The following is a 23,902-nucleotide window of genomic DNA, read 5'->3' on the forward strand; positions in this document are numbered from 1 at the left end:
ATGGTCGAACAGGCATCCGCCGACCGGCTGCCCATGCCTGAATCGCTCGACCCGGAGCAGCGACGTGCGGTGGAGCGGATTACGTCCGGACCGCGCGGCGGGCTGTTCGGCCCGTTCGTCCCGCTGCTACGGGCACCTGAACTGATGACCCGTGTGCAACTCGTCGGCGAATACCTGCGATTCGAGTCCGAACTGCCGGATCACCTGCGCGAGTTGCTCATTCTGCTCGTCGCGCGTGACTGGGACCAGGACTTCGAATGGGGCCACCACGTGCCGCTGGCACGCGCCAGCGGGCTGGGCGAGGACGTCATCGCGACGATCGCTGCCGGCGGCGCACCCGTCGGCCCGACCGACGTGCGCGCGTTCTGGCGGCTGGCCGCCGAACTCGTGCGCGGCCATGCCGTCGGCGACGCCACGTTCGCCGACGCGGTGGCGGCCGCCGGTGAGGTCGCGGTCGTGGAGGCGATCGTCACGATCGGTTACTACACGACGCTGGCGATGACCATGAACGCCGCGCGCACACCGATTCCCGACGACTACGAGAGGCTGCCGTGAGCACACCACTGGTTTTCCTGCACCCCTTGGGAGCCGACCGCAGCTTCTGGACGGTGGTCACCGCGGAGCTGGGCGGTCGTGACCATGTCGCGCTCGACCTGCCCGGTCACGGTTCGGCCGCTGTGCTGCCGCGCGGCGCCGGCATCGCCGCGTTCGCCGACGCGGTGACCGGGCAACTCGATCCCGGCACTCGGATGCACCTGGTCGGTATGTCGCTGGGCGGCATCGTGGCTCAGCAGATCGCCTTGGACCGGCCGGACCTCGTCGCGTCGGTCGTGCTGGTGGACACGATGCCGGTCTACCCGGAGCCCATGCGCCAGATGTGGCGTGACCGGGCCGCCGTCGCCCGCCGCGGCGAATTGGCGAGCCTGGTCGAACCAATGGTCGAGATGTGGTTCACGCCTGAACTTTCGGCCGCCGGCGACGCGCGGGTGAGGCATGCGCGTGAGGTATTCGCGCGCACCGACCCCGAGGGTTACGCGCGCTCGTGCGATCTGCTCGCCGAGGTGGATCTCAGCGAACGTCTTGCCGCGCTGCGGGTTCCCGCCGTGGTGGTGTGCGGCCGCGACGACGCGCAGCCCTTCCGCGACGCGGCGGTTTCGATGGCCAGGAGCACCGGTGCGGCCGCTGTGCACTGGCTGCCCGGCAAGCACGCGTGCGCCGTCGAATCGCCGCGCCTGTTCGCCGAACTGCTCGACGACCGGCTGGTCACGCCTGGCCGATAGCGGGCAGCAGCCGCACGAGCCGGGCGGCCACCTGCAACTCGGTGCGACGCTCGGCCAACGGGCGCCCGATCAGTTCCTCGACCTTGTGCAGGCGATTACGCACGGTGTGCTCGTGCAGTTGCAGGTGCTCGGCTGCCGCGACGTGGGAGCCGAACCGGAACGACGCCTCCAGCGTCTCACGTAGTCGCGCGGCCTCGACCGTATCCCGCGCGAGCGGCCCGAGTTCGCGTTCGACGAACTGTCGGGCCCGGTCGGGATCACGCATGAGCAGGATCTCCAGACCGACGTCGTCGTGGCGCACCACCGCGGGAGCACCCGAGTCCCCCCACGCCGCCCGGATCCGTTCGGCGTCCATGGCCTCCTCCAGGCTCTCGCGGAATCCGTCGATACCCACGCTTGGTCCGCCGAGCGTCGCAACCACCCCAGCCTCTCTCAACACACCATCGAGAGCTTCCAGGATGGCCGGCTTCCACTCGCCGATACGCCCGAGCCACACGACCGTCGAGCTCAGCGTGAGCGGGTAGACCAGCGAATGCTGACAGCTGACGGCGGCACGCATGCCGACCGAAAGTTGTGTCGCGGCACCCTCGGCCAGCGTCGGCAGCAGTACCGCGATGTGGCGGCAGCTCAGGTCGTAGGACAGGATCGCGGTGTCCGACACCGCGAGTGTGTTGCCCTCACCCCTCAGGATCTCCTTCACGAGATTGCGTCGCATGTGCGCGCGCGAGCGGTTGAGGGCCTCGTAGTCGCGCGTGTAGGTCTCCGCAACCTGTGAGGCGACGAAATCCTGATAGCCCAGGATCGTCTGCGTCAGCAGTTGCATCGCGAGCGCCGCCTCGTCGCGGTCGATGTCGCGCTCGACGATCACCTGGCGCAGGAAAGCGGTCCAGGCCTCCCACATCGTGAAAAAGCTGACGCGGTAGGACCTCTGCATCGACTTCTGCGGTATCCGCAGCTGGGCCTGCACCGTCGCGAACGACAGCACCTGCTCGAGATAGACGTCCTCCAGGGCGATGTCGCCCGCGATGACCGATCGCAGGCAGTGCGCGTTGGCCCGGGTACTCGCTGTCAGGTGGGCGCGGAACTCGTCATCGCCGATGTGGTTGGGAAACGCGATGCCCAGGCAGCGCCCGATGATGACGTCGACAAGCCCGTCCACGTCGAACCCGCGCGCGACGTCCTGCACCCAGGACGGCACAGGCCGCTCGTCACGCCACAGGTTCAACGGCGCCGGCATCGCATCGGCGGGCGAGTTGGTGTCAGCAGTCCGGTGAGCAGTCGTCGACATCCAGATGCACCTCGGTGGGTTGTTCAATGGTGCGACCTGCGTCACACCTTGCCGCGATGGTAGCCGGAAATGGATGCATCGTGGGCGCGCCTCATCGCACCGTTTCGACCGCGCCGGTGTGCGCCGAGCGGGTGATCGCCTCGAACGTGCACGCGTTGGCGACCATCTCGTCGAGCGGGACCGGGTAAGGCGCCTTCCCGGCTACCGCCTTGGCGAAGGTTTCGATGTTCTCACGCACCGATGCATGCGGCGGATAGAACTGTGACGTGGCCGGTCTGCCACGCAGTTGGCGGGTGACGTCCCAGCCCTGGGGCGCCTCGGGATGTGTGCGGTCCCGGATCTCCACCCAGCCCTCCGAGCCGAGCACGGTCACGCGGCCGACGAACGGCGTTGTGAGAACCGCGGTGATCAGCGCGGTCTGGCCCTTCTCGAAGGCCAGCGTGATCGCGAGGGTGTCGCCGTTGGCGAATGTGGTTGCCTGCGTCGACAATCGCGCCCACACCTCGGTGGGTCTGCCGAGGATGCTGATCGCCAGGTCGACCAGATGGATGCCGGTCGCCGACAGCGGGCCGACCGGCGCCTCGACCGCCGAGAGCCGCCAGTTCTCGGCGGGCAGGTCGAGGAACTTGTCCTGGCTGAAGTTGCCCTCGAAGATCAGGGGCACCCCGAGTTCGCCGTCGGCGATCGCCCGTCGCATGTCGGCCACGGCAGGTTCGAAGCGACGCTCGTGCCCGATCCCGAGTTGCAGGCCCGCGTCCTTGACCGCCGCGACCGCCCGCCGGGCGTCCTCCCCCGAACCGCTCAGCGGCTTCTCACAGAAGACGTGCTTTCCGTGCGCGGCGGCCGCGATGATCTGCTCGACGTGAAATTTGTGTGGGGTGCACAGGATCACCGCGTCGACGGAGTCGTCGCGCAGGACCTCGTCGAAACTGTCGTGGACGTCCGCGACGAACGGACGCGCCGCGGCGCGGGCGTCGGCACTGATGTCCACCCCGGTCACCACCTGGACGTCATCGCTGCCAGACAGGTCGCGGACGACCTTGCCACCCCACCATCCGAGTCCCACAACGGCTGCATTGATCACATCGAACAGTCAAGGGCCCGGCCGAACCTCGTGCATTGTCGTCGAACGTGAACTTCGCGGCCCGACGTGTCGGAATCCGTCACCGGTCAAGCGGGCCGTGTCCCCATGCGCCATCGATCCCCGCCCAGATTCACGAAGTCCGTGAGTGATTGCCGGGCGCCGCGCCCGTTCAATTGAGGGCGACAGTGCTACGACAGGAGATGCTCGTGACCCAGGACTATGTGACCACCGGGGGTGGGGTCGACACGGACCTGTTCCGGCATGTCGCCGGCCACCTGGCAAGTGGCGTGACCGTCGTGACGACCCGCGCCGACGACCGTGACTACGGTATGACCGCCAGCTCGGTCACCTCCCTGTCGATGGAGCCGCCGATGATGCTGGCCTGCATCAACAACGCGGTGCCCACGGCGGCCGCCATCGAGCGCAGTGGCCGCTACACCGTCAACGTGCTGGGTCAGTCACACGCAGATCTCGCGCATCAGTTCGCCGCCCCGCGACCGGACAAGTTCGCCGGGGTGTCGGTCGAACGCGGGATCGCCGACGTGGTCATCCTGACCGACGCGATAGCCGCACTCGAATGCGAGGTGACCGAACAGGTGATCGGGGGAACGCATTCGGTGTTCTTCGGATTCGTGGTGTCGGCGACCGCTCGCGACGGTGCTCCGCTGACCTACTTCCGTGGCGGCTTCGGCAGATTCGAGTTCGAGTGCAACGACAACGCCTACGCGCGGGCCCGGGACATGGTGCTCAGCCGGGTGTTCACCGCCGAGCAGGTGGTCACGGTCGACGAACTCGCCGACCGTCTCGAAGGTGACCGGGCGCAGGCGTTCTACGCGCTCACCCGGCTCGCGGCCGACGGTTTGGTGTTGCGAGACCCACAGCGGGGCTACGTCATCGCACCGTTCGACATCAAGACATCCGACTACACCTTCGAGGCGCGGCTCGCGATCGAGCTCGGTGTCATCGACTGCGTCGGGGACCATGCCGACCCCGCCCAGCTCGCGATCGCCCGCCACCACCTCGAGACGATGTCGCGGCACCTCGTGGGTGACCGGTTCGAGGACTTTCATGCCTACCTCGACGCGAACTACGCATTCCACGAAGCGATCGTCGCATTGACCGGGAACCCGTTGCTGATCGCGGCGTTCGGCTCGCTGAGCATCAAGAACGTCATGATGCGCAGCTTCGGGAACACGGCCCAGTCGTCCACCGCATTCCTCGCAGCCCAGCGCGACCTCCTCGAGGCACTCGAACGTGGCGACACCGTGGGCGCCCGTGAAGCCGCACGGAGTTACTGTGCGCTCGCCAAAGCCCGCACGCGCCAGCTTCTCTCGCTCACCGGCGGCCTGTTCTAGGCCAGCCGGGTGATCTCCACGACGACGTCGAGGTCAGTGGAGCCCTCGCCCGAGTAGATTCCCTTGAGCGGCGCCACATCCGAGTAGTTGCGGCCCACACCGACGCTGACGTACTGCTCGTTGATCTCGGAGTCGTTGGTGGGGTCGTAATCCCACCAGCCGCCGGTCCACGCCTGCACCCACGCATGGCTCTGGCCGTCGATGGTGTCGCCGACGGCCGCCTCGCGTGTGGGATGCAAATAGCCCGAGACGTAACGTGCAGGAATTCCCATGCCACGCAACATGATCAACGACAGATGCGCGAAATCCTGGCATACGCCTTTGCCCTCGCGCAGCGCGTCGAGCCCCGACGAGTGCACGCCCGTGGTGCCGGGCACGTAGTCCAGTTCACTGCGCACCCATTGCGCGGCCGCGATCACCGCCTCATACGGGTCGTGCTCCTTGGCAATACTCCGGCCGACGCGTTCGATGCGCTTGCTGCACGGTGTGTAGTGCGTGGGGGCGAGCACCTCGTCGAACCGGTCGATGACCGCCTCGGTCCGCAGATCGTCCCAACTGACCGGCTCTTCGGGTTTCTCACCGACCTCGGTCTCGACCACCGACGACGACGTCACCTCGAGTTCGGCGTGTGGCGCATGCAGGTCGAACGCCGTGACCGCGGTCCCCCAGTAGTCCACATACCGGTAGGACCGGGTGGCGGGAACCGTCTCGACGCGGTTGAGGATCACGTTCTGCCGCGAGTCCGAACGCGGCGTCAGCCGAACCTCGTTGAACGACGCGGTCACCGGCGACTTGTAGGCATAGCCCGTCGAGTGCACCACGCGCAAACGCCACATCTAGATCTCACCTTCCTCGATGACCAGTGCGTCCCCGCGCCCCGCGTCGGTCCACGCGACCCAGGGTGCCGAGTGGAAGTACTGCTGCGCCAACGCTTCTCCGACGTCACGGCAAGTCTTCTGCAGACCGGCCAGGCGCGTCTCCAACGATTCCAGCAGCGCGCCCGGCTGCAGGAACTCCAGCTCACTGCGGGCCCGGCCCAGCAGTCGCTGCGCCTCGTCGGTGGCACCGAGACGGTTGTGCGGCCGGTTGAGCAACTCGTCGAGGTTGTGTTCGGCCAGCCGCAGCGAGTGGAAAATCGACCGAGGGAACAACCGGTCGAGCATCATGAACTCGACGACTCGCCCGGCGTCGAGCACGCCACGGTAGGTGCGCAGGTAGGTGTCGTGCGCGCCGGCCGAGCGCAGCAGCGTCACCCATGCGGGTGACGACGCGCTGTCGCCCACCCGCGAGAGCAGCAACCGCACGGTCATGTCGACACGCTCGATCGCGCGGCCGAGCACCATGAACCGGTAGCCGTCGTCACGGCTCAAGGTCGAGTCGGCGAGCCCGGCGAACATCGCGGCCCGGCCTTCGACGTACGACAGGAACTCGTGGGGGCCAAGGCGTTTCGCGGCCCGCTCGCGCTCGGCGAGCGCGTTGTAGGTGGTGTTGAGGCATTCCCAGATCTCGGTCGAGGTCACCTCGCGGGCGCCGCGGGCGTTCTCGCGGGCGGCGGAGATGGCGTCGACGATCGAAGCGCCGCCATACGTGCCGCGGCTGAACGCGACGATGTCGGTCAGCGACCACACGTCGAGCCGCTCGCGGGGCGGGTCGATCCCCAGCACTCGCAGCAGCGTCCGCGACGCCTGGTCCGGGTCGACGCTGGAGTCCTCCAGCAGTTGGTGCACCGTCACGTCGAGGATGCGTGCGGTGTCGTCGGCCCGCTCCACGTAGCGGCCGATCCAGTACAACGATTCGGCATTGCGCGCCAGCATCGGATTTCCTTACTGCTGCTGCTGTTGCTGCTGGGACGAGTTGTCTGCGGCGCTGTCGGCCTTGGGGCCTCTGCCCGACTTGGGCAGTGCCCGCACCACTTCGGCGGCCGCGAGCTCGCGGTCGGCGACCGAGGCCCGCGAGGCCAACACCCAGGTGTCTTTGGAACCGCCGCCCTGGCTGGAGTTCACCACCAGGGAGTTCTCAGGCAGCGCCACGCGGGTCAGCCCACCCGGCAGCACCCACACGTCGTTGCCGTCGTTGACCGCGAACGGGCGCAGGTCGACGTGGCGCGGAACCAGCTTGTTGTCGATCTGCGTCGGCACGGTCGACAACTGCATCACCGGTTGGGCGATCCAGGCGCGGGGATCGTTGCGGATCTTCTTGGCGATCGTGGTGAGTTCCTTGGGCGTCGCGTCCGGGCCGAACACGATGCCGTAACCGCCGGAGCCCTCCACGGGTTTGATGACGAGCTCCTCGATGCGGTCGAGAACCTCCTCGCGCTCGTCGTCGAGCCAGCAGCGGTAGGTGTCGACGTTGGCCAGCACGGGTTTCTCACCGAGGTAGTACTCGATGATGGTCGGCACGTAGGTGTAGACGAGCTTGTCGTCGCCGACACCGTTGCCGACCGCGCTGGAGATCACCACGTTGCCTGCGCGCGCGGCGTTGAGCAGACCCGCGACGCCGAGCACCGAATCCGGGCGGAACTGCATCGGGTCGAGGAACGCGTCATCGATGCGGCGGTAGATGACGTCGACCTGGCGCTCCCCCTCGGTGGTGCGCATGTAGACGACGTTGTCGCGGCAGAACAGGTCGCGGCCCTCGACGAGTTCGACGCCCATCTGCCGCGCCAGCAGCGAGTGCTCGAAGTACGCAGAGTTGTAGACGCCGGGGGTGAGCACGACGACCGTGGGATCGGCCACGTTGGTGGGGGCCGCGTTGCGCAGCGCCCTCAGCAGGTGCGACGCATAGTCGCCGACGGCGCGCACCCGGTGCGTGGCGAACAGGTTCGGGAAGACCCGGGCCATGGTGCGCCGGTTCTCCATCACGTAGGACACTCCCGACGGAGACCGCAGGTTGTCCTCCAGCACCCGGAAGTCGCCCTTGTCGTCGCGGATCAGGTCGATGCCCGCGACGTGGATGCGCACCCCGTTGGGCGGGACGATGCCCGCGGCCTCACGGTGGAAGTGTTCACACGACGTCACCAGCCGGCGCGGGATCACGCCGTCCCGCAGGATCTCCTGCTCGCCGTAGATGTCGTCGAGATACATCTCGAGGGCTTTGACGCGTTGCCGGATGCCGCGCTCAAGACGCGACCATTCGGCCGCCGAGATCACCCGCGGAACGAGGTCGAGCGGGAAGGGGCGCTCCTGGCCGGACAGCGAGAACGTGATGCCTTGGTCGGTGAAGGCGCGGCCGAGCGCGTCGGCGCGAGCCTGCAACTCCGACGCGTCGGTGGGAGCGAGCTCGGCGAAGATGCCCTTGTACGGTCCGCGGACGTTGCCGGACGCGTCGAACATCTCGTCGAACGCCTTCGCGTAGTGACCCAGTTTGTTGTAGCCGTCGAACACGCCCCGCTGTTTGACGCGCGCGCTGCTCCCGGTGGCGTTGCGCGATGACCGCGCCGTCTCGGTCGGCAAGACTTTCTCGGCTCCTCGTGCTCGGGTGCGGGTTGGGGCGTCCATCCACACATGCTGCACCACCCGTGACGTTTTTGCCCGGCCAACGCAAACCGCGTTTCGGCAGGCCAACGCGGGGTTGCGGTGGTACTACAGTCAGGCGTAGGTATGCCCACTTGCGGCCTCGGCAATCGCTCTTTTGGGGGTTCGGGGCCCTCACTGGTACCCTGAACAGTCGCTGCCCACAGTGCGGGCGGACCCACAGACTTCGGTAACCCCAGCTAGAGATTCAGAAGGAACTTCTTCGTGGCCAACATCAAGTCGCAGATCAAGCGCATCCGCACCAACGAGCGTCGTCGCCTGCGTAACCAGTCGGTGAAGTCGTCGCTGCGTACGGCGATCCGTGGCTTCCGCGAGGCCGTCGACGCCGGCGACAAGGACAAGGCATCCGAGTTGCTACACGCCACCAGCCGCAAGCTGGACAAGGCCGCCAGCAAGGGTGTCATCCACCCGAACCAGGCCGCCAACAAGAAGTCGGCGCTGGCCCTGGCCCTCAACAAGCTCTGATCAGTCTCTGATCAACCCACCGCTCGTCGCGAGCGGTGGGTTTTTCTGACCCTCCAGCTCTTCGGGTTCTAACCGGCAGCGAGCTGCGCCACCCGGCGCACCGCCGCCTCCAGGGCGTAGTCCGCGTCAGCGGCTACGCCCTTCACGTCTGCGTTGAGCGCCGCCACCACTTTCATGGCCTCCGCGACGGATTCCCGCGACCAGCGCCGCGACTGCTTCTGCGCCTTCTGCACGCGCCACGGCGGCATTCCCAGCTCACCGGCCAGCCGGTACGGATCACCCGACAGCGGCCCGACCCGCGCGATCGTGTGCACGGCCTCGGCCAGCGCATCGGCCAGCACCACGTGCGGCTCCCCCGCCAGCATCGCCCAGCGCAGCGCCTCGGCCGCCCCGGCCACATCCCCCACCACCGCCTTGTCGGCGATGTCGAAGCCCTTCACCTCGGCCTTTCCGCTGTGATAGCGGCGCACCGCCGCGGCGTCGACCTCACCCGCGGTGTCGGCGACCAGTTGGGAACACACCGCGGCCAGTTCGCGGATGTTGGAGCCGACCGCGTCGAGCACTGCCGAGACCGTGTCCTCGGATACCTTGGCGCGCAGTCTGCGGAACTCGGAGCGGACGAAGTCCGCACGCTCGGCCGGCTTGGTGATGCGGGCGCACGGATGGACCTCGGCGCCCAGCTTCTTGAGCTGATCAGCCAGCGCCTTGGCGCGGCCACCCCCGGAGTGGATGACCACCAGCACGGTCCCGGGCGGCAGATCGGCAGCCGCCGACGCGATGAGGGCGACGGCGTCCTTGCCCGCCTCGGCGGCGGCCTCGAGCACGACCAGACGCTCCTCGGCGAACAGCGACGGGCTGAGCAGTTCGGCGAGCTCACTGGTGCTCACCTCACCCGCGCGCAGGCGGTCCACCGGCACGTCGTCGGAACCGGCACGCTTGCGGATGTCGCGCAGGATGGCGCCCACGGCGCGCTCCACCAACAGTTCCTCGTCGCCAAGCACCAAGTGCAGCCCGTCGGTCACGCCCATGATGGTGTCATGTCGGCCCGACAGCGCCGACAACCTGGCCCGCCACCGTCCAGGCCAGCATCACGACGGCCGCGCCCGCGACCGCCCGGCGCACCCAGCGGCTGCGCCACAGCACCGTCAGAGTGACGCCCGAGATCGCGACGAGCAGTACGCCGGCCCATCCGGACGGCGTCGGAACGGTCGCCGCGGGCATCCCCGACGCCCACCGCGCAACCGACAACAACCACCACACCTCGGGACCGGTGAACCGGATCAGCAGCCCCGCGCCGGCCGGCCACACCGCCGCCAGGGCCGCGGCCGCGGTCCCCAGCACGGTGATCGGCGGAATCACTCCCACCACCGCCAGATTGGCCGCGACGGCCACGACACTGAAGCGCCCGGAGATCCCCGCGACGAGCGGTGCGGTGACCAACTGCGCCGCGGCCGCGACGCTGACGGCCGCGGCCAGTGTGCTGGGCCAGCCGCGGGCCTCCAGGCGGCGCGCCCACACCGGTGCGATGACGACGATGGCTGCCGTGGCGCACACCGACAACGCGAAGCCGACGTCGACAGCGAGTTCGGGGGCGGCGGCCATCAGCACCAGCACACTGGCGGCCAGCGCCGGAATGGCCTGGCGCCGCCGGTGCGTCACGATCGCGAGCAGCGTCACCGCACCCATGACCGCGGAGCGGAGCACGCTGGCCGACGGCTGTACCACGATGACGAACGCGACAAGGCCCACCAGGGCCAGGCCGACCGCGATGCGCGGACCCACCAACGCCGCGGACAGCAACAGGGCTCCGCACACGATGGTCACGTTGGCGCCGGACACCGCGGTCAGATGGGTCAAACCGCTCGAGCGGAACTCGGCCGTGGTCTGGGTGCTGACCGTGCTGGTGTCCCCGAGGACCAGGCCCGGCAGGATCGCGGCCTGATCGGCGGGCAGGACCAGACGAGCCGTCTCGGCGAACGACGTCCGGATGCGTTGTGCGCCACGCTGAATTGCCGGTGCCTCACCGATCGTCGGATCACCGCGCGCCGAGAGGGCCGCGACCGTCAGATCGGCCCTGGTCGGCCGCGACAGCGTGGCGCGGAACCCGACCGGGCTGCCGGGTGTGAGTGCACCGAAACGGCTCGACGCGAACACCATCACGCGTCCGGAGACCGGGGCGCCGTCGAGTTCGGTGAGTGCGGCCCGGAACATCAGGCGGTTGCCGCGGGTCGGCCGTGGCACCTCGCTGACGACCACGCGGACAGTCGCGGCCCCGCCGTAGCGGTCGACGACAGGGTGTTCACGAACCTGGTTCACGCGCAATCCGATCGCGACCGCGAAACCCACACCTGTCACCGCGACGGCGATCACCACGGCGCCGGTACGCGCCGGGCCGGCCCACCGGGTGACCGCGGCAGCGAGCAGTGTCACCACGATCACCACGAGCACCGATCCGGCGATGTACCAGACGATCCCGGCCGCGGTCACCAACCATGCGGTCAGCGCAGCGGGTACCAGGCGCAGGTCGAGGAGTTCGGGTTCGTCGGTCATACCCGGACCAGACCACGCAGCTTCTCCAGCCGGGCCGGGCCGATACCGTCGACCTCACCCAGTTGGTCGACACTGGCGAACTGCCCGTTGGCATTTCGCCATGACACGATGGCCTCCGCGGTCACCGGCCCGACGCCGGGCAGCGCGTCGAGTTGTTCGACGGTTGCGGTGTTGAGGTCGAGCGGGCCGGACGCAGTCTGCCCGCCACCACCGGCAGCGGGCTCGGCGGCACCGGTCGCCTCCGCGGTGGAGACCGAACTGCCCATGGTGGTCGGCTGACCCGCCGGCGCGGCGATCCCGACAACGATCTGTTCTCCGTCGGCGACGCGCCGCGCCATGTTGAGCCCGATCAGATCGGCACCGTCGAGCGCACCACCCGCGGCGGTGAGCGCGTCGGCGATCCGGGCTCCCGATGACAAAGTCACCAGGCCGGGCTTGTGCACCAGGCCGACGACACTGACCACCACCGGCCCGGCCGCCGCCTCCGGCGTGGGGGCCGATGACGAAACCATCTGCACCGGAGGAAGGTTCGCTGACATTACGGGTGCAGGGCGGTCGCGCAGCACGACGAACACCGTGATGAGCACCGCCAACACTCCCAGCGTGGCGAGTGCGAGAACTCCGACGCGGCCGGGATCGGCCCGGATCACGTTCAGCCACGCGGGCCGCTGCCCCTCCGTGGTGTCGGGCAGCCACTTCGACAGCGCGGTGTCCGGCGCGACGCCGGATTCGGAGTCCTCGGTGTCACCGGCATCGGCAGCGTCGATGGTGTCCGTGGTGGCGTCGGTGTCAGACCCGAGTCTGCGGCGTAGCCGCTGCACGGGCAATTCGGTACCCATGCCCGCGACGGTAGGCCCGGCACCGGACCGGACCACCCCGCCGCAGACGCCCCGGCGGGCCGGCTGTGGATGAAATCGGGTCTGGGGACAACCTGGGCGTGGTCAGGCGGCGTGCTTGCCGGACTTGTGCTTTTTCTCCGACGACTTCTCGGTCGACTTCTTCTCCGACTTCTTCTCGTTCGATGACTTCTCGGTCGACTTGCCCGAATCACCCGCATCGGAGCCCTTGCCCGACAACGACTTTTGCTGCTTCTGGGTCTTCGCCGGCGATCCGGTCAACGACTTCATAGCGCGTCCGATATCGGAAGCCGCCTTGCGGATCGGGCGCGGCTTGGTCACCGACGGGGTGGACTTGCCCGCTGAATCCGGTTCGGTCACCGAAGCGGGTTGTGCCGTCGTGGCCTTGGTGGTCACGTCGGGGTCGTCCTTGGTCGCGTCGGTTACCTTCGAATCGGTGTCAAGACCCGGCTTGTCGGCCTTCGCTGTTGTCAGGGCCGCGACCGCCGGTGCGGCTTCGTCGAACCGGCGGTCGGCGGAGCCACCGGCCGCGTCGTGGATGTTGGTGGCTGCGGTCTGCAGCGAATCGGTGACGATCGTCGACGCGGTCCGCAGCACGTCGCCGGCCTGCTCGACGGCCGCTGACAACGCCCGCGCCGGGTCACCGGAACGTGCGAGTTCCTGCGCGGCGGCGTCGACGGTCTGCGGGACACCGAGCAGCACCAGTTCACCGGCCTGGAACGCAACCGCGGCGAACACCTTGATGGCCTCGACCGCGACGACCTCGGGCAGTGTGCGTGCGCCGGTCTCGGTCGGCACCGGCACACCCGGCCCGGGCAGCGGTTGGTTGAGGCCGTCGAGAATGGTTTGGCGGGCGGTGTCGATGGCGTCGGGCAGGGTGGCCGGGTCAGCCAGCGCCGCACCGATGCGCAGCAACTGCACCACCGAGATCTCCAGGTTGTTGAACGCCTTGGGGACGACGCGGTCGACGTCGTTGAGAATGATGCCCTCGGCCGCGTCGTTCAGCGGGCCCGTCACCGAGGCGGCGGCCGCCCCGATCGCGCGGGTCAGCGATCCGTTGGTGCCCAGTGAGTCGAGGAACGCGAGCGGCGACAGCGCCGTTCCGACCGGAACCGAGACCAGCCCCTGCACGATGAACGGGCAGATCACGCTGCAGTACTGCGCCTGGTTCTGCAGGAACGCCAGCGGAAGCGCCCCGAGCGCGGGGCTCGCCGTCAGCTCGACCGGCGCGCTGACCACGCGCGGCAGGTGCAGGTCGGGCGGCGGTTCCACGACCGGTGCGACGAGGGCCGCGCCGACGCTTGCGGCAGCGATCGTGGACAGGACTGCGGAGTGTGCACGCGCATACAATTCGGGCCCCCAGAGGTGATCGGAAATCCTGACCTATAGACACGTGCCCCGGCCGCGAAAAGTTCAGAACACCGGCTCACGCGAAGTACTGGCCACTTCACGCCGCTAAACAACTCGCGGCACCGGACCGCCGTTCCTCGCGGACTCGTGCGGCGTGACGCGGTCCAGGAACCGCAGCAACTCCACCGGGAACGGCACCACCACCGTCGAGTTCTTCTCGGCCGCGACCTCCACCACCGTCTCCAGGAACCGCAACTGCAGGGCCGCGGGCTCGTTACCCATCACATCGGCTGCGGCAGCGAGCTTTTCGGAGGCCTGCAACTCACCGTCGGCGGTGATCACGCGCGCGCGCCGTTCCCGCTCGGCCTCGGCCTGTTTCGCTATCGACCGCTTCATCGAATCCGGCAGCACCACGTCCTTGATCTCGACGCGGTCGATGTGGATGCCCCAACCCACGGCCGGATTGTCGATCAGCAGTTCCAGGCCCTGGTTGAGCCGCTCACGGTTCGACAGCAGGTCATCGAGGTTGCTCTTGCCGATGATCGACCGCAGTGACGTCTGCGCCACCTGCCCGACGGCCGACATGTAGTCCTGCACGTCCACGACGGCACGCACCGGGTCGATGACCTTGAAGTAGATGACGGCGTCGACGCGCACCGTGACGTTGTCGCGGGTGATGCCGTCCTGTGCAGGGATCGGCATCGTCACGATCTGCATGTTGACCTTCTGCAACCGGTCGGCGATCGGGATCAGCATGGTCAGGCCCGGTTGCCGGATGCTTTTGGTCACACGGCCGAACCGGAAGACCACGCCTCTCTCATACTGTCTCACCACCCGGATGTTGCGGATGGCCAGCCAGGCCAGCGTCACCGCGGCGGCTGCCGATATCCCGAGCGAATAGAGCATGTCCATGATTCGCCTCGATCCATGGATTCCGGGTCCTGGCGCGTTGAGCGCCATGATTCGATTGTGCGCTCGGGCGCGGTGGCCCCGCAGGCGATCGGGCCCGGACCGGTCAGCTTTCGGGATCGACCGACAGGGCCACACCGACCGCACCGCCGCCGACGTGCACGGCCAGCACGGGGCCCATGTCGGCCACCTCCAGCGACCGCAGCGCGGGCAGCCGCTCGGTGAGCTGTTTGCCGATCTCTTCGGCGGCTTCGGGATTGTCGACGTGATGCACCACCACGTCGACGAGGCGGTCCCCGGCCTCTTCGAGCACCTGCTCGACGAGCGCGGAGTGCGCCTTGGATGCGGTACGGATGCGCTGCGAGAGCACCAGGCGTCCGTCGATATCCAACTGCAGCAACGGTTTCAGCGCCAGCGCGGTGCCCAGCCACGATGCCGCGGTGCCGATGCGACCGCTGCGCCGCAGGTTGTCCAGGCGGTGCACCACGATGAACGCGTGGGTGCGCTGCGCGGCGGCGCGTGCCGCGGCCTCGACGTCGTCCAGCGACGCCCCCGCGCCGGCCGCCCGCGCCGCGGCCAGCGCCGCGAACCCGACACCCATCGCCGCCGACCGCGAGTTGACGACGCGTACCGCGTGGCTGAACTCGCGCGCAGCCGAGGCCGCCGAGCTGTAGGTGCTCGACAGTGCGGCCGAGATATGTACTGCGACAACGCCGTCGCCACCACTGTCGGCGAGCGCACGACGGTAGACATCGGCGATCTCGGTGGGTGTCGCGCCCGACGTGGTGACCTTGGGGCGGTCATGGATGTCGGACGGTACGGCGTCGACACCGTCGCGCAGATCGTTGTCGCCGTCGAGGATGTGCAGCGGCACCTGCCGGATGCCCCACCGTTCACACAACTGGCGACTCAGCCGTGACGACGAGTCGGTAACGACCACCACCGCCATGTCAGGTTGCGGAATCCCGTTGTGTCACACCCGCTTCGGCAAGGCCTTTGAGCATCAGCTCGGCGACGGCGCGGTGCGCCTCGAAGCTCCAGTGGATACCGTCGGGATTGCCGCGTCCACCGAACACCTCGTCGGCGACGGCAGCCTTGAGATCCACCAGCGGTACGTGGTGCTCCTCGGCCCACGCCGTGATGGCCCGCACCGTCGGCTCACGCCCGTGGTGCGCCCTGCCGTAGGTCTCGGCGATGTGCACCGACGGCAGCGAGGCCACCACGGGGATGCCCGGACGGTTGAAATCGATGGCGTTGCGGGTCATTTCGAGGTACTCGACCGTCACATGCGGCGGCAGGGCCGACCGGGCGATCGGCGACAGCCGCGGCTGTACCCAGCCGTAGCCGTCGCGCACCCAGCGCCGCAACCACGGTGGCCGGACGTACCGGATCATCTCCCGCAGTGCCGTGGGCAGCGGCGAGGGCAGCGAATCCATGCCGCTCGTCGCGAAGACCACCGCACCCGCCCGGGGCAGCGCGGCCCACGACCGCGGATCCTGGGTGGCCGCCCACCACACATCGCGGCAGGTCCAGCCGATGCGCCCGATCAGTTCGACGTCCCAGCCCAGTTGCTCGCCGACGATGTTGGGCCAGATCCGTGGATCATCGGCGGGCAGCCCGCCCGTGGGCCCGAAGTACGACAGCGAGTCGGCGAAGACCAGCAGCACCGGCCTGTGGCCAGTGGACTCCGAGGATGTCTCAGAGGACATCGTTGGCCACCTGCGCCGAGGCGTTCCACACGTCGAGTCGCCAGCGGATGTCCGCGAACTCCGCGTCGTCGGCCGAATGCCCGGACAGCTGCACCCAGCTGGCGTTACCCATGCCGCCCAGCACCGGCCAGTTGTCGACCGGCAGGCCGAGCAGCTCGGCGGTCAGTGCCGCGATCAGCCCACCGTGGGCCACCAGCACCACGGGGCGTTCGGCACCGGCCCCCGGGCGGTCCAGGCCCCATTCGGACTGTTGCGCAACGAGTTCGACGACCAGCGGCAGGCTGCGCTCGGCGACGTCCACGCGGCTCTCACCGCCGTGCGGCGCCCACCGGGCGTCGTCGCGCCAGGCCAGCCGGGCACCCGGGGCCGCGGCGTCGACCTCGAGATGGGTCAGCCCCTGCCAGTCCCCCAGATGCGTCTCGCGCAGGCGCTTGTCGACCGCCACCGCCACGCCCGCACGGGTGCCGAGGGTCTCGGCCGTGTCCAGCGCCCGCCGCAGATCCGACGAGACGATCAGCAGCGGCTGCCGTTTGGCCAGCACCTCGGCCGCCGCGGCGGCCTGATCGCGGCCGAGGTCGGACAGGTCGGTGTCGAGCTGGCCCTGCATCCGGCTGCCCGCGTTGTACTCGGTCTGGCCGTGACGCAACATCACCAGCCGACGGATCCTCATCAGTGCTGCCTCATTCCTGCGCCTCCGCGCCATCCTCTGAGGCCTCGCCGCGGTGGTCCAGGTCGACGGGCACCTGCGGGCAGTCCTTCCACAGCCGGTCGAGCGCATAGAAGTTGCGCTCGTCCTGATGCTGGATGTGGACCACGACGTCGATGTAGTCGAGCAGCGTCCAACGGCCCTCGCGGGTCCCTTCGCGCCGGGCCGGTTTGTATCCGGCGAGCCGCATCTTCTCCTCGACCTCGTCGACGATCGCGTTCACCTGACGCTCGTTGGACGCAGAGGCGATCACGAAGCAGTCGGTGATCACCAACTGTCCGGACACGTCGATGACCACCACGTCGTCGGCCAGCTTCGACGCGGCCGCCTGGGCCGCCACCGTCGCCATCTGGACGGCCTCGTCCGTCGCGGTCATCGCACTGCCTCCTCGTCTTTCACGTCGCCGTCCTTCGCTTCGCCGTTGTTCGGTTTGCGGGTGTACAGACCGCGCTTCGCCACGTACTGCACCACACCGTCGGGCACCAGGTACCAGATGGGTCGCTGTTCCTCGGCGCGCTTGCGGCAATCGCTCGACGAGATCGCCAGCGCCGGCACCTCCACCAGCGACAACGCATCGGGCGGCAGTTCGCGCATCGCGTCCAGGATGTGCTTGCCGTCCAGTTCGTAGCCGGGCCTGCTCACGCCGACGAACTTGGCCATGGAGAACATGTCCTCCCAGTTCTGCCAGGACAGGATGGACCCGAGCGCGTCGGCGCCGGTGATGAAATACAGGTCGGCGTCGGTGTTGAGGTCACGCAGATCGCGCAGCGTGTCCTTGGTGTAGGTGGGGCCGCCGCGGTCGATGTCGACCCGGCTGACCGAGAACCTGGGGTTGGACGCGGTCGCGATGACGGTCATGAGGTACCGGTCCTCGGCCGCGCTGACCCTGCGGTGGTGCTTCTGCCACGGTTCGCCGGTGGGCACGAACACGACCTCGTCGAGGTCGAACAGGTCGGCGACCTCGCTGGCCGCGACCAAGTGCCCGTTGTGGATGGGGTCGAACGTCCCACCCATCACGCCCAGCCTGCGCCGTGTTGCCACGAATAGCGAGCTTACGGCAGCGTCGGGCACCACCTGCACCCGTACAAATACGCCCGGGTCAGACCGGCAGCAGCCCGTCGATCACCGCGGCGAGCTGCTTGGCGGAGCGGCACTCGTGCATGGGGATGATGTCCTGGTACTTCGGCACCGCGGAGTCGCCGCTGCCCCACAGGTGCCTGGGCTCGGGATTGAGCCAGTGTGCGTGACGGCTGGCCGCGACCATGTGCGCGAGCAACTCGGCCTCGGGGTTGCGGTAATTGTTGCGGCCGTCGCCGAGCACCAGCAACGAGCTGCGCGGCGACAGTGCGTTGGGGTACTTGTCCAGGAACGACACGAACGCGTGCCCGTAGTCGGAGTGCCCGTCGCGTGTGTAGACGCCGGCCTCGCGGGTGATGCGCTGCACGGCCACCGCCAGATCCGCCTCGGGGCCGAACAGGTCGGTGACCTCGTCGGTGGTGTCGATGAAGGCGAACACGCGCACGCGGGAGAACTGCTGGCGCAGCGCCGAGACGAGCATGAGGGTGAAGTGGCTGAAACCGGCCACCGACCCGGACACGTCGCACAGCACGGCCAGCTCGGGCCGCGCCGGGTGCGGCTTCTTGAGCACGACGTCGATGGGCACCCCGCCCGTGGACATGGACTTGCGCAGCGTCTTGCGCAGGTCGATTTCGCCCGCGCGGGCCCGCCGCCTGCGCGCCGCGAGCCGCGTGGCCAGCGTGCGGGCCAGCGGCTGCACGGTCTTGCGCATCTGGCGCAGTTGTTCACCCGAGGCCCGCAGGAACTCGACGTTCTCCGACAGCTGCGGCACGCCGTACATCTGCACGTGCCCGCGGCCCAGCTGTTCGGCGGTGCGGCGTTTGGTCTCGTTCTCGACCATCTTGCGCAGCTGCGCGATGCGCTGCGCGGCCAGCGCCTTGGCGATCTCCTCCTGTGTGGGCGTCGGCTCGTCGCCGTAGGGCGCGAGCAGACCCGCCAGCAGCCGGCCCTCCAGATCGTCGAGGCTCATGGCCTTGAGCGCCTGGTACGACGAGTACGACGGTCCGCGGCTGGAGGTGTAGCGGCCGTAGGCCTCCACGATCTGCGCGATCAGCGTCGCGAGCCGGTCGTCGAGATTGGCCAGTTCCTCGTTGTCGGCGAGCATCTGCACGAGCATCTCGCGCATCGCCTCGATGTCCTCTGGGGGCAGCTGGGGTGTCTTCCCGGTGCCCTCGCCGTCGGCGTCGGATTCGTCGTCGAGCACCGTGCGCGCGCCCAGGGCGGCCGGGAAGAACAGGTCGAACAACGCGTCGTAGGTGTCACGGTGATCGGCGCGGCGCAGCACCGCGCACGCGATGCCCTCGCGTAGCGCCTCCCGGTTACCCAGACCCAGCACCGTGAGCACCCGGCCTGCGTCGACGGTCTCCGACGGGCCGACCGAGATACCTTGCCCGCGAAGGGCTTCGACGAACTCGACGAGGTGCCCCGGCAGGCCGTGCGGGGCCAGCGGCTGCGGGGGTCTGACCCGGCGGGGAGCCATCAGCGCACCCGGTCAGTTCAGCTTGAGCTCGCCGGCGGCGCGCTGCTGATCGGACTGGTGTTTGAGGATCACGCCGAGCGTCGCGGCGATCATCTCGTCGTCGATGGTGTCCATGCCCAGCGCCAGCACCGTGCGGCCCCAGTCGATGGTCTCGGCGACCGACGGCAGCTTCTTGAGCTGCATGCCGCGCAGCACGCCGATGATCCGCACGAGTTCCGAGGCGATGTGTTCGGGCAGCTCGGGCACCCGCGACAGCAGGATGCGCCGTTCGAGGTCGGGATCGGGGAAGTCGATGTGCAGGAACAGGCAGCGCCGTTTGAGCGCCTCGGACAGCTCGCGGGTGGCGTTGGAGGTCAGCACGACGAACGGGGGCCGCTCGGCGGTGATGGTGCCGAGTTCCGGCACGGTGACCGCGAAGTCGCTGAGCACCTCAAGCAGCAGGCCCTCGATCTCGATGTCGGCCTTGTCGGTCTCGTCGATCAGCAGCACCGTGGGGTCGGTGCGCTTGATCGCGGTGAGCAGCGGACGGGTCAGCAGGAACTCCTCGCTGAACACGTCGGTCTTGGTCTGCTCCCAGGCGTCGCTGTCGCCGGCCGCCGCCGCGTTTCCGGCCTGGATGCGCAGGATCTGCTTGGCGTGGTTCCACTCGTAGAGCGCACGGGCCTCGTCGACGCCCTCGTAACACTGCAGGCGCACCAGTTCACTTCCCGTGCACTGCGCGACGGCGCGGGCCAGTTCGGTCTTGCCGACACCGGCCGGGCCCTCGACGAGCAGCGGCTTGCCGAGCCGGTCGGCCAGGAAGACCGCCGTGGCGGTCGCGGTGTCGGGCAGGTAGCCGGTCTCGGCCAGCTTGCGCGCGACGTCGTCGATGTCGGCGAACAGCGGTGCCGGGCGTGCGGGCACGCTCATATGCTCTCCTGGTCTCTCGGGCGGCTCTTGCGGCCGGCCTCAGGCGGGTCTGATCTGACCGTCGCCCCACACGATCCATTTGGTCGAGGTCAGTTCGGGCAGTCCCATCGGCCCACGGGCGTGCAGCTTCTGGGTGGAGATGCCGATTTCCGCGCCGAAACCGAACTGTTCCCCGTCGGTGAACGAGGTCGACGCGTTCACCATCACCGCGGCGGCGTCCACACGCTCGGTGAAGCGTTGTGCCGCAGCGAGATCCGTGGTCACGATGGCCTCGGTGTGGCCCGTGCCGTAGGTGTTGATGTGGTCGATCGCCGCGTCGAGGCCATCGACCACCGCGAGCGCGATGTCCATCGACAGGAACTCCGCGCGCAGTTCGTCCTCGGTGGGATCGGCGTGCACCGTGACACCGGCGTCCTGCAGGGCCTTGACCAGCCGCGGGAGCGCGGTGTCGGTGAGCGCGCGGTCCACCAGCAGTGTCTCGGCGGCGTTGCACACGCTGGGCCTGCGGGTCTTGGCGTTCAGCAGGATCTTCTCGGCCATGTCGATGTCGGCCGAGGAGTGAACGTAGACATGGCAATTGCCGACGCCGGTCTCGATGGTGGGAACCTGCGCGTCGCGGACGACCGCGTCGATCAGACCCGCGCCGCCGCGCGGGATCACCACGTCGACCAGCCCGCGGGCCTGGATCAGATGCGTGACGCTCGCACGGTCCTGGCTGGGCAGCAGTTGCACGGCGTCGAGCGGCAGCCCCTCCTCGGCCAGCGCGGACCGCAGGGCGTCCACGAGCGCCTGATTCGACCGGGCCGCCGACGAACTCCCGCGCAGCAGCGCGGCATTGCCGGATTTCAGCGTCAGCCCGAAGGCGTCCACGGTGACGTTGGGCCTGCCCTCGTAGACCATGCCCACCACACCGAGCGGCACCCGCTGCTGACGCAACTGCAGACCGTTGGGCAGGGTCTTGCCGCGCAGCACCTCGCCCACCGGATCCGGCAGGGCCGCGACCTGGCGCAACCCCGCGGCGATCCCGTCGACACGTTGCGGATTGAGGGCCAGACGGTCGATCATCGCCTCGGGTGTGCCGCCCTGACGTGCGGCATCGACATCGGCGGCGTTCGCCGCAAGCACCGCGTCGACGTTTGCCAGCACACTGTCGGCCGCGGCGTGCAGTGCACGGTTCTTCGCCTCGGCGCTCAGGGTCGCCAGCGTCCTGGCGGCCACCCGGGCGCGCCGTGCGGCGCTGTGGACCTGTTCACGAAGGTCGGCCGGTTCCTGAGTATCGACGGCACCGGATCTCGACTGCGCTTCCACGCTCATTCAGCCAGCGTATCCGACCTGTTGGCACCGTTCCCATGGAGGCTGACAGGTGTCAGCGACCCGCCGGGCCCGGAACCAGGGCAAGGCGGTGCGCTCTGGTCTAGCGTGATCGGTTATGGGCGCTGCGCGGGTTTGCGTCGTCGGGAGCATCAACGCCGACCTCACGTTCACCGTTGCGAACCTGCCACGCCCGGGTCAGACCGTGCTGGCGTCGTCACTCGCGTCGGCACCCGGCGGCAAGGGCGGCAATCAGGCGGTGGCCGCGGCCCGCGCGGGGGCGGCCACGTCGCTGGTCGCCGCGGTCGGTGACGACGCCGCCGCGGAATCGCTTCGCGCGCACCTACGGGCCAACGGCGTCGACGAGGACGCTGTGGTGAGCCTCGCTGGACCGAGCGGTTCGGCGGCGATCGTGGTCGACGCGGCAGGCGAGAACCACATCGTCGTCGCGCCCGGCGCCAACGCGCTGCTCGACGTCGACGCGCCTGCGGCCCGCGCGGCGATCGGTTCGGCCGACGTGGTGCTGCTGCAACTGGAGATCTCCCCCACCACGGCCATCGCGGCCGCGCAGCAGGCCCGCGATGCCGGGGCGCTCGTCATGCTCAACGCCTCGCCGGTCGGCACCGCAGCCCATCACCTGCTGGCGCTGTCGCACCTGACCGACGTGGTCGTGGTCAACGAGACCGAGGCCGCCGAATGGCACTGGCCGGTGCGGCACCTGGTGATCACGCGGGGCGCGCGCGGTGCGAGCTACGTGTCCGACGACGAGCGGTTCGACGTGCCCGCACTGCGGGTGCGGGCCGTGGACACCACCGGTGCCGGCGACGTGTTCGCGGGCGTGCTGGCCGCCGGATGGCCGGCCGGTCACGAGCATGCACTGCAACGTGCCTGCGCCGCGGGGGCATTGGCGACGCTGGTGCGCGGCGCCGGGGACTGCGCACCGTCCGCGGCCGACATCGATGCCGTGCTGACGCCGTGAACGTCTACCTGGCCGCGGCGGTGAGTGGACCCGTCGCCTTCTGCGCGTCGTTGTAGCGGGGGTCGTACTCGATGGCGACGTCGACGTGTTTCTTGACCACGCCCGCGTCGAACAGTGTGTCGGCGACGCCCTGCTCCTCTGCGACGAGTTCGCTGTCGAGTTTGCGGAAACCCTCACCGCGGACCTGGTATTCGAATGCGGCCCGCTCATCGGTGAGCTTGAGCGTCGACTTCAGCGTCTGCGTGACCTCGTCGGGATTGGCCTTGTACCAGTCCCAGAACCCGGACAGCCGCCCGAAGAAGTCCTGCAGCGCCTCGTCCTTGGCGGGGTCGGCCAGCACGTCGGTGCGTGCGGTCCACACGTTGAGCGCCGGAATCTCGGTGTCGCGGTCGGTCAGCAGGATCTTGGCGTCCCCTCTGCTCAGCGACTCCAGGATCGCGCCGTGGCTGCCCGAGAACACGTCGACCTGACCCGAGTTGAATGCCGCGGCCGAGGCGTTGCCGTCGTTGAACTTGACCGGTTCGACGTCGGATTCGCTCAGCCCCGCGATCGCGAGCGACGCCAGGTACTGGCCGTGGTTGTACCCTCCGAAGTTGTAGCCCCACGAGTGCCCGCGCAGATCCGCCGGGCTGTCGATGTTCGCACTGGTGCGTACCGCGGTGACCAGCGGTGGGTAGCGCGGGTCGAAGTTGTTGCGCCAGCCCGCGATGATCTTGAGCGGCACGGTCTGTTCGGTCCACTCGGTGGGGGCGTTGGCCTGTTCGATGGTCAGCGACGTGTCGCCCATGTGGCCGACGTCGATGGTCTTGCCGTACAAGGCCGACAGATTGGCCGCCGGACCGGCCAGGATCGCCCATTCGACATCGTACGGCGTGCCGTCGAGTACCCCGGATTGCTTGATCAGCGACGGGATTCCGTTGTCCTGGTAGGCGATCACCAGTTTGGTCCTGCCATCGTCACTGCCGGATGAGCATCCGGTGAGCACGGCGGCACCCGTCACGAGGGCCGCCGCGGCGGCGAGGGTGCGTTTGAGAAGGGTTCGGGTGTCGGTCCGCATGTT

24 protein-coding genes are annotated in these 23,902 nt (G+C 68.7%); 5 read left to right on the forward strand and 19 right to left on the reverse strand.

Going from position 1 to position 23,902, the window contains the following annotated elements; translation table 11 throughout:
* Together AT701_RS22375 and AT701_RS22380 are read left to right on the forward strand one after the other, a co-directional pair.
* The gene (locus AT701_RS22375) at positions 1-555 is read left to right on the forward strand and encodes a carboxymuconolactone decarboxylase family protein (protein ID WP_058126623.1); all 555 of its coding nucleotides are present in this window, start codon (positions 1-3) and stop codon (positions 553-555) included.
* Positions 552-1,280: an alpha/beta fold hydrolase gene (locus AT701_RS22380; protein WP_058126624.1), complete on the forward strand. Its 729-nt coding sequence runs from the start codon at positions 552-554 to the stop codon at positions 1,278-1,280. Before AT701_RS22375 ends, AT701_RS22380 begins: the two co-directional genes overlap by 4 nt.
* Here the strand turns inward: AT701_RS22380 and AT701_RS22385 are convergent.
* On the reverse strand, positions 1,264-2,568 hold the full coding sequence (locus AT701_RS22385; protein ID WP_058126625.1) for a PucR family transcriptional regulator: 1,305 nt from the start codon (positions 2,566-2,568) through the stop codon (positions 1,264-1,266). The genes AT701_RS22380 and AT701_RS22385 overlap by 17 nt on opposite strands.
* Before the next feature lie 91 nt (positions 2,569-2,659).
* Positions 2,660-3,652, reverse strand: a complete 993-nt coding sequence (locus AT701_RS22390) for a Gfo/Idh/MocA family protein (protein WP_058126626.1) — start codon at positions 3,650-3,652, stop codon at positions 2,660-2,662.
* 206 nt (positions 3,653-3,858) lie between these two features.
* On the opposite strand from AT701_RS22390, the gene AT701_RS34360 reads away from it, so the two are divergent.
* A complete protein-coding gene (locus AT701_RS34360) occupies positions 3,859-5,007 on the forward strand; it encodes a flavin reductase (RefSeq protein ID WP_197668912.1) in 1,149 nt (382 codons plus the stop codon).
* On the opposite strand, the gene AT701_RS22400 is transcribed toward AT701_RS34360, so the two are convergent.
* From AT701_RS22400 to AT701_RS22410, 3 genes are read right to left on the reverse strand one after another with little or no spacing between them, the layout of a single operon-like run.
* Positions 5,004-5,843 (reverse strand): transglutaminase family protein, encoded by an 840-nt coding sequence (locus tag AT701_RS22400; protein WP_003895946.1) that lies wholly within the window; start codon positions 5,841-5,843, stop codon positions 5,004-5,006. The two genes, AT701_RS34360 and AT701_RS22400, sit on opposite strands and share 4 nt — an antisense overlap.
* Positions 5,844-6,821, reverse strand: coding sequence for an alpha-E domain-containing protein (locus AT701_RS22405; protein ID WP_003895947.1), 978 nt, complete (start codon positions 6,819-6,821; stop codon positions 5,844-5,846).
* A 9-nt stretch (positions 6,822-6,830) separates the two neighbouring features.
* Positions 6,831-8,504 carry a circularly permuted type 2 ATP-grasp protein gene (locus AT701_RS22410; protein WP_228095711.1) on the reverse strand — a complete coding sequence of 558 codons (1,674 nt, stop codon included), beginning with the start codon at positions 8,502-8,504 and terminating at the stop codon, positions 6,831-6,833.
* A 240-nt stretch (positions 8,505-8,744) separates the two neighbouring features.
* Between AT701_RS22410 and rpsT the strand changes: the two genes are divergently transcribed.
* Positions 8,745-9,005 carry a 30S ribosomal protein S20 gene (gene rpsT / locus AT701_RS22415; protein ID WP_003895949.1) on the forward strand — a complete coding sequence of 87 codons (261 nt, stop codon included), beginning with the start codon at positions 8,745-8,747 and terminating at the stop codon, positions 9,003-9,005.
* Positions 9,006-9,073: 68 nt separating this feature from the next.
* Here rpsT and holA read toward each other — a convergent pair whose 3' ends face one another.
* The 13 genes from holA to AT701_RS22480 all read right to left on the reverse strand — a co-directional run bounded on the left by holA (position 9,074) and on the right by AT701_RS22480 (position 21,866).
* Positions 9,074-10,033, reverse strand: coding sequence for a DNA polymerase III subunit delta (holA, locus tag AT701_RS22420; protein WP_011729932.1), 960 nt, complete (start codon positions 10,031-10,033; stop codon positions 9,074-9,076).
* A gap of 7 nt (positions 10,034-10,040) precedes the next feature.
* The gene (locus AT701_RS22425) at positions 10,041-11,555 is read right to left on the reverse strand and encodes a ComEC/Rec2 family competence protein (protein WP_058126627.1); all 1,515 of its coding nucleotides are present in this window, start codon (positions 11,553-11,555) and stop codon (positions 10,041-10,043) included.
* Positions 11,552-12,394 carry a ComEA family DNA-binding protein gene (locus AT701_RS22430; protein ID WP_014878069.1) on the reverse strand — a complete coding sequence of 281 codons (843 nt, stop codon included), beginning with the start codon at positions 12,392-12,394 and terminating at the stop codon, positions 11,552-11,554. The genes AT701_RS22425 and AT701_RS22430 overlap by 4 nt, the downstream gene beginning before the upstream one ends.
* Positions 12,395-12,496: 102 nt before the next feature.
* A complete protein-coding gene (locus tag AT701_RS22435) occupies positions 12,497-13,762 on the reverse strand; it encodes a hypothetical protein (RefSeq protein ID WP_011729935.1) in 1,266 nt (421 codons plus the stop codon).
* Positions 13,763-13,867: 105 nt separating this feature from the next.
* Entirely contained in the window at positions 13,868-14,674 is an 807-nt protein-coding gene (locus tag AT701_RS22440; protein ID WP_011729936.1) for a slipin family protein, read from the reverse strand.
* A 103-nt stretch (positions 14,675-14,777) separates the two neighbouring features.
* Positions 14,778-15,620 (reverse strand): DegV family protein, encoded by an 843-nt coding sequence (locus AT701_RS22445; RefSeq protein ID WP_011729937.1) that lies wholly within the window; start codon positions 15,618-15,620, stop codon positions 14,778-14,780.
* A 1-nt stretch (position 15,621) separates the two neighbouring features.
* On the reverse strand, positions 15,622-16,380 hold the full coding sequence (gene octT / locus AT701_RS22450) for a diglucosylglycerate octanoyltransferase (protein ID WP_011729938.1): 759 nt from the start codon (positions 16,378-16,380) through the stop codon (positions 15,622-15,624).
* A complete protein-coding gene (gene gpgP, locus AT701_RS22455) occupies positions 16,370-17,050 on the reverse strand; it encodes a glucosyl-3-phosphoglycerate phosphatase (protein WP_003895958.1) in 681 nt (226 codons plus the stop codon). Before gpgP ends, octT begins: the two co-directional genes overlap by 11 nt.
* Before the next feature lie 10 nt (positions 17,051-17,060).
* Positions 17,061-17,462: a ribosome silencing factor gene (gene rsfS / locus AT701_RS22460; protein WP_011729939.1), complete on the reverse strand. Its 402-nt coding sequence runs from the start codon at positions 17,460-17,462 to the stop codon at positions 17,061-17,063.
* Positions 17,459-18,100, reverse strand: a complete 642-nt coding sequence (gene nadD / locus AT701_RS22465) for a nicotinate-nucleotide adenylyltransferase (RefSeq protein WP_003895960.1) — start codon at positions 18,098-18,100, stop codon at positions 17,459-17,461. Before nadD ends, rsfS begins: the two co-directional genes overlap by 4 nt.
* Positions 18,101-18,185: 85 nt before the next feature.
* Positions 18,186-19,643 carry a vWA domain-containing protein gene (locus AT701_RS22470; protein WP_003895961.1) on the reverse strand — a complete coding sequence of 486 codons (1,458 nt, stop codon included), beginning with the start codon at positions 19,641-19,643 and terminating at the stop codon, positions 18,186-18,188.
* Positions 19,644-19,655: 12 nt separating this feature from the next.
* Positions 19,656-20,552 carry an AAA family ATPase gene (locus AT701_RS22475; RefSeq protein ID WP_003895962.1) on the reverse strand — a complete coding sequence of 299 codons (897 nt, stop codon included), beginning with the start codon at positions 20,550-20,552 and terminating at the stop codon, positions 19,656-19,658.
* Between the two features lie 39 nt (positions 20,553-20,591).
* Complete coding sequence (locus AT701_RS22480) at positions 20,592-21,866, reverse strand: glutamate-5-semialdehyde dehydrogenase (RefSeq protein WP_011729942.1); 1,275 nt, start codon at positions 21,864-21,866, stop codon at positions 20,592-20,594.
* Between the two features lie 115 nt (positions 21,867-21,981).
* Here AT701_RS22480 and AT701_RS22485 point away from each other — a divergent pair, with 115 nt between their 5' ends.
* Entirely contained in the window at positions 21,982-22,842 is an 861-nt protein-coding gene (locus AT701_RS22485) for a ribokinase (protein WP_011729943.1), read from the forward strand.
* A 4-nt stretch (positions 22,843-22,846) separates the two neighbouring features.
* Here the strand turns inward: AT701_RS22485 and AT701_RS22490 are convergent, their stop codons facing one another.
* The gene (locus AT701_RS22490; protein WP_011729944.1) at positions 22,847-23,899 is read right to left on the reverse strand and encodes an ABC transporter substrate-binding protein; all 1,053 of its coding nucleotides are present in this window, start codon (positions 23,897-23,899) and stop codon (positions 22,847-22,849) included.
* Positions 23,900-23,902: the final 3 nt, after the last annotated feature.

The sequence above is a fragment of the Mycolicibacterium smegmatis genome (assembly GCF_001457595.1).
GTDB lineage: Bacteria > Actinomycetota > Actinomycetes > Mycobacteriales > Mycobacteriaceae > Mycobacterium > Mycobacterium smegmatis.

Coding starts and splice junctions, on each gene's coding strand:
- holA (WP_011729932.1), bottom strand. CDS start 10,033: ATGGGCGTGACCGACGGGCTGCACTTGGTGCTTGGCGACGAGGAACTG.
- AT701_RS22425 (WP_058126627.1), bottom strand. CDS start 11,555: ATGACCGACGAACCCGAACTCCTCGACCTGCGCCTGGTACCCGCTGCG.
- AT701_RS22470 (WP_003895961.1), bottom strand. CDS start 19,643: ATGGCTCCCCGCCGGGTCAGACCCCCGCAGCCGCTGGCCCCGCACGGC.
- AT701_RS22485 (WP_011729943.1), top strand. CDS start 21,982: ATGGGCGCTGCGCGGGTTTGCGTCGTCGGGAGCATCAACGCCGACCTC.
- AT701_RS22480 (WP_011729942.1), bottom strand. CDS start 21,866: ATGAGCGTGGAAGCGCAGTCGAGATCCGGTGCCGTCGATACTCAGGAA.
- AT701_RS22430 (WP_014878069.1), bottom strand. CDS start 12,394: ATGGGTACCGAATTGCCCGTGCAGCGGCTACGCCGCAGACTCGGGTCT.
- gpgP (WP_003895958.1), bottom strand. CDS start 17,050: ATGAGGATCCGTCGGCTGGTGATGTTGCGTCACGGCCAGACCGAGTAC.
- AT701_RS22490 (WP_011729944.1), bottom strand. CDS start 23,899: ATGCGGACCGACACCCGAACCCTTCTCAAACGCACCCTCGCCGCCGCG.
- rsfS (WP_011729939.1), bottom strand. CDS start 17,462: ATGACCGCGACGGACGAGGCCGTCCAGATGGCGACGGTGGCGGCCCAG.
- AT701_RS22410 (WP_228095711.1), bottom strand. CDS start 8,504: ATGGACGCCCCAACCCGCACCCGAGCACGAGGAGCCGAGAAAGTCTTG.
- AT701_RS22400 (WP_003895946.1), bottom strand. CDS start 5,843: ATGTGGCGTTTGCGCGTGGTGCACTCGACGGGCTATGCCTACAAGTCG.
- octT (WP_011729938.1), bottom strand. CDS start 16,380: ATGTCCTCTGAGACATCCTCGGAGTCCACTGGCCACAGGCCGGTGCTG.
- AT701_RS22385 (WP_058126625.1), bottom strand. CDS start 2,568: ATGTCGACGACTGCTCACCGGACTGCTGACACCAACTCGCCCGCCGAT.
- AT701_RS22475 (WP_003895962.1), bottom strand. CDS start 20,552: ATGAGCGTGCCCGCACGCCCGGCACCGCTGTTCGCCGACATCGACGAC.
- AT701_RS22375 (WP_058126623.1), top strand. CDS start 1: ATGGTCGAACAGGCATCCGCCGACCGGCTGCCCATGCCTGAATCGCTC.
- AT701_RS22405 (WP_003895947.1), bottom strand. CDS start 6,821: ATGCTGGCGCGCAATGCCGAATCGTTGTACTGGATCGGCCGCTACGTG.
- AT701_RS22445 (WP_011729937.1), bottom strand. CDS start 15,620: ATGGCGGTGGTGGTCGTTACCGACTCGTCGTCACGGCTGAGTCGCCAG.
- nadD (WP_003895960.1), bottom strand. CDS start 18,100: ATGGGTGGGACGTTCGACCCCATCCACAACGGGCACTTGGTCGCGGCC.
- AT701_RS22440 (WP_011729936.1), bottom strand. CDS start 14,674: ATGGACATGCTCTATTCGCTCGGGATATCGGCAGCCGCCGCGGTGACG.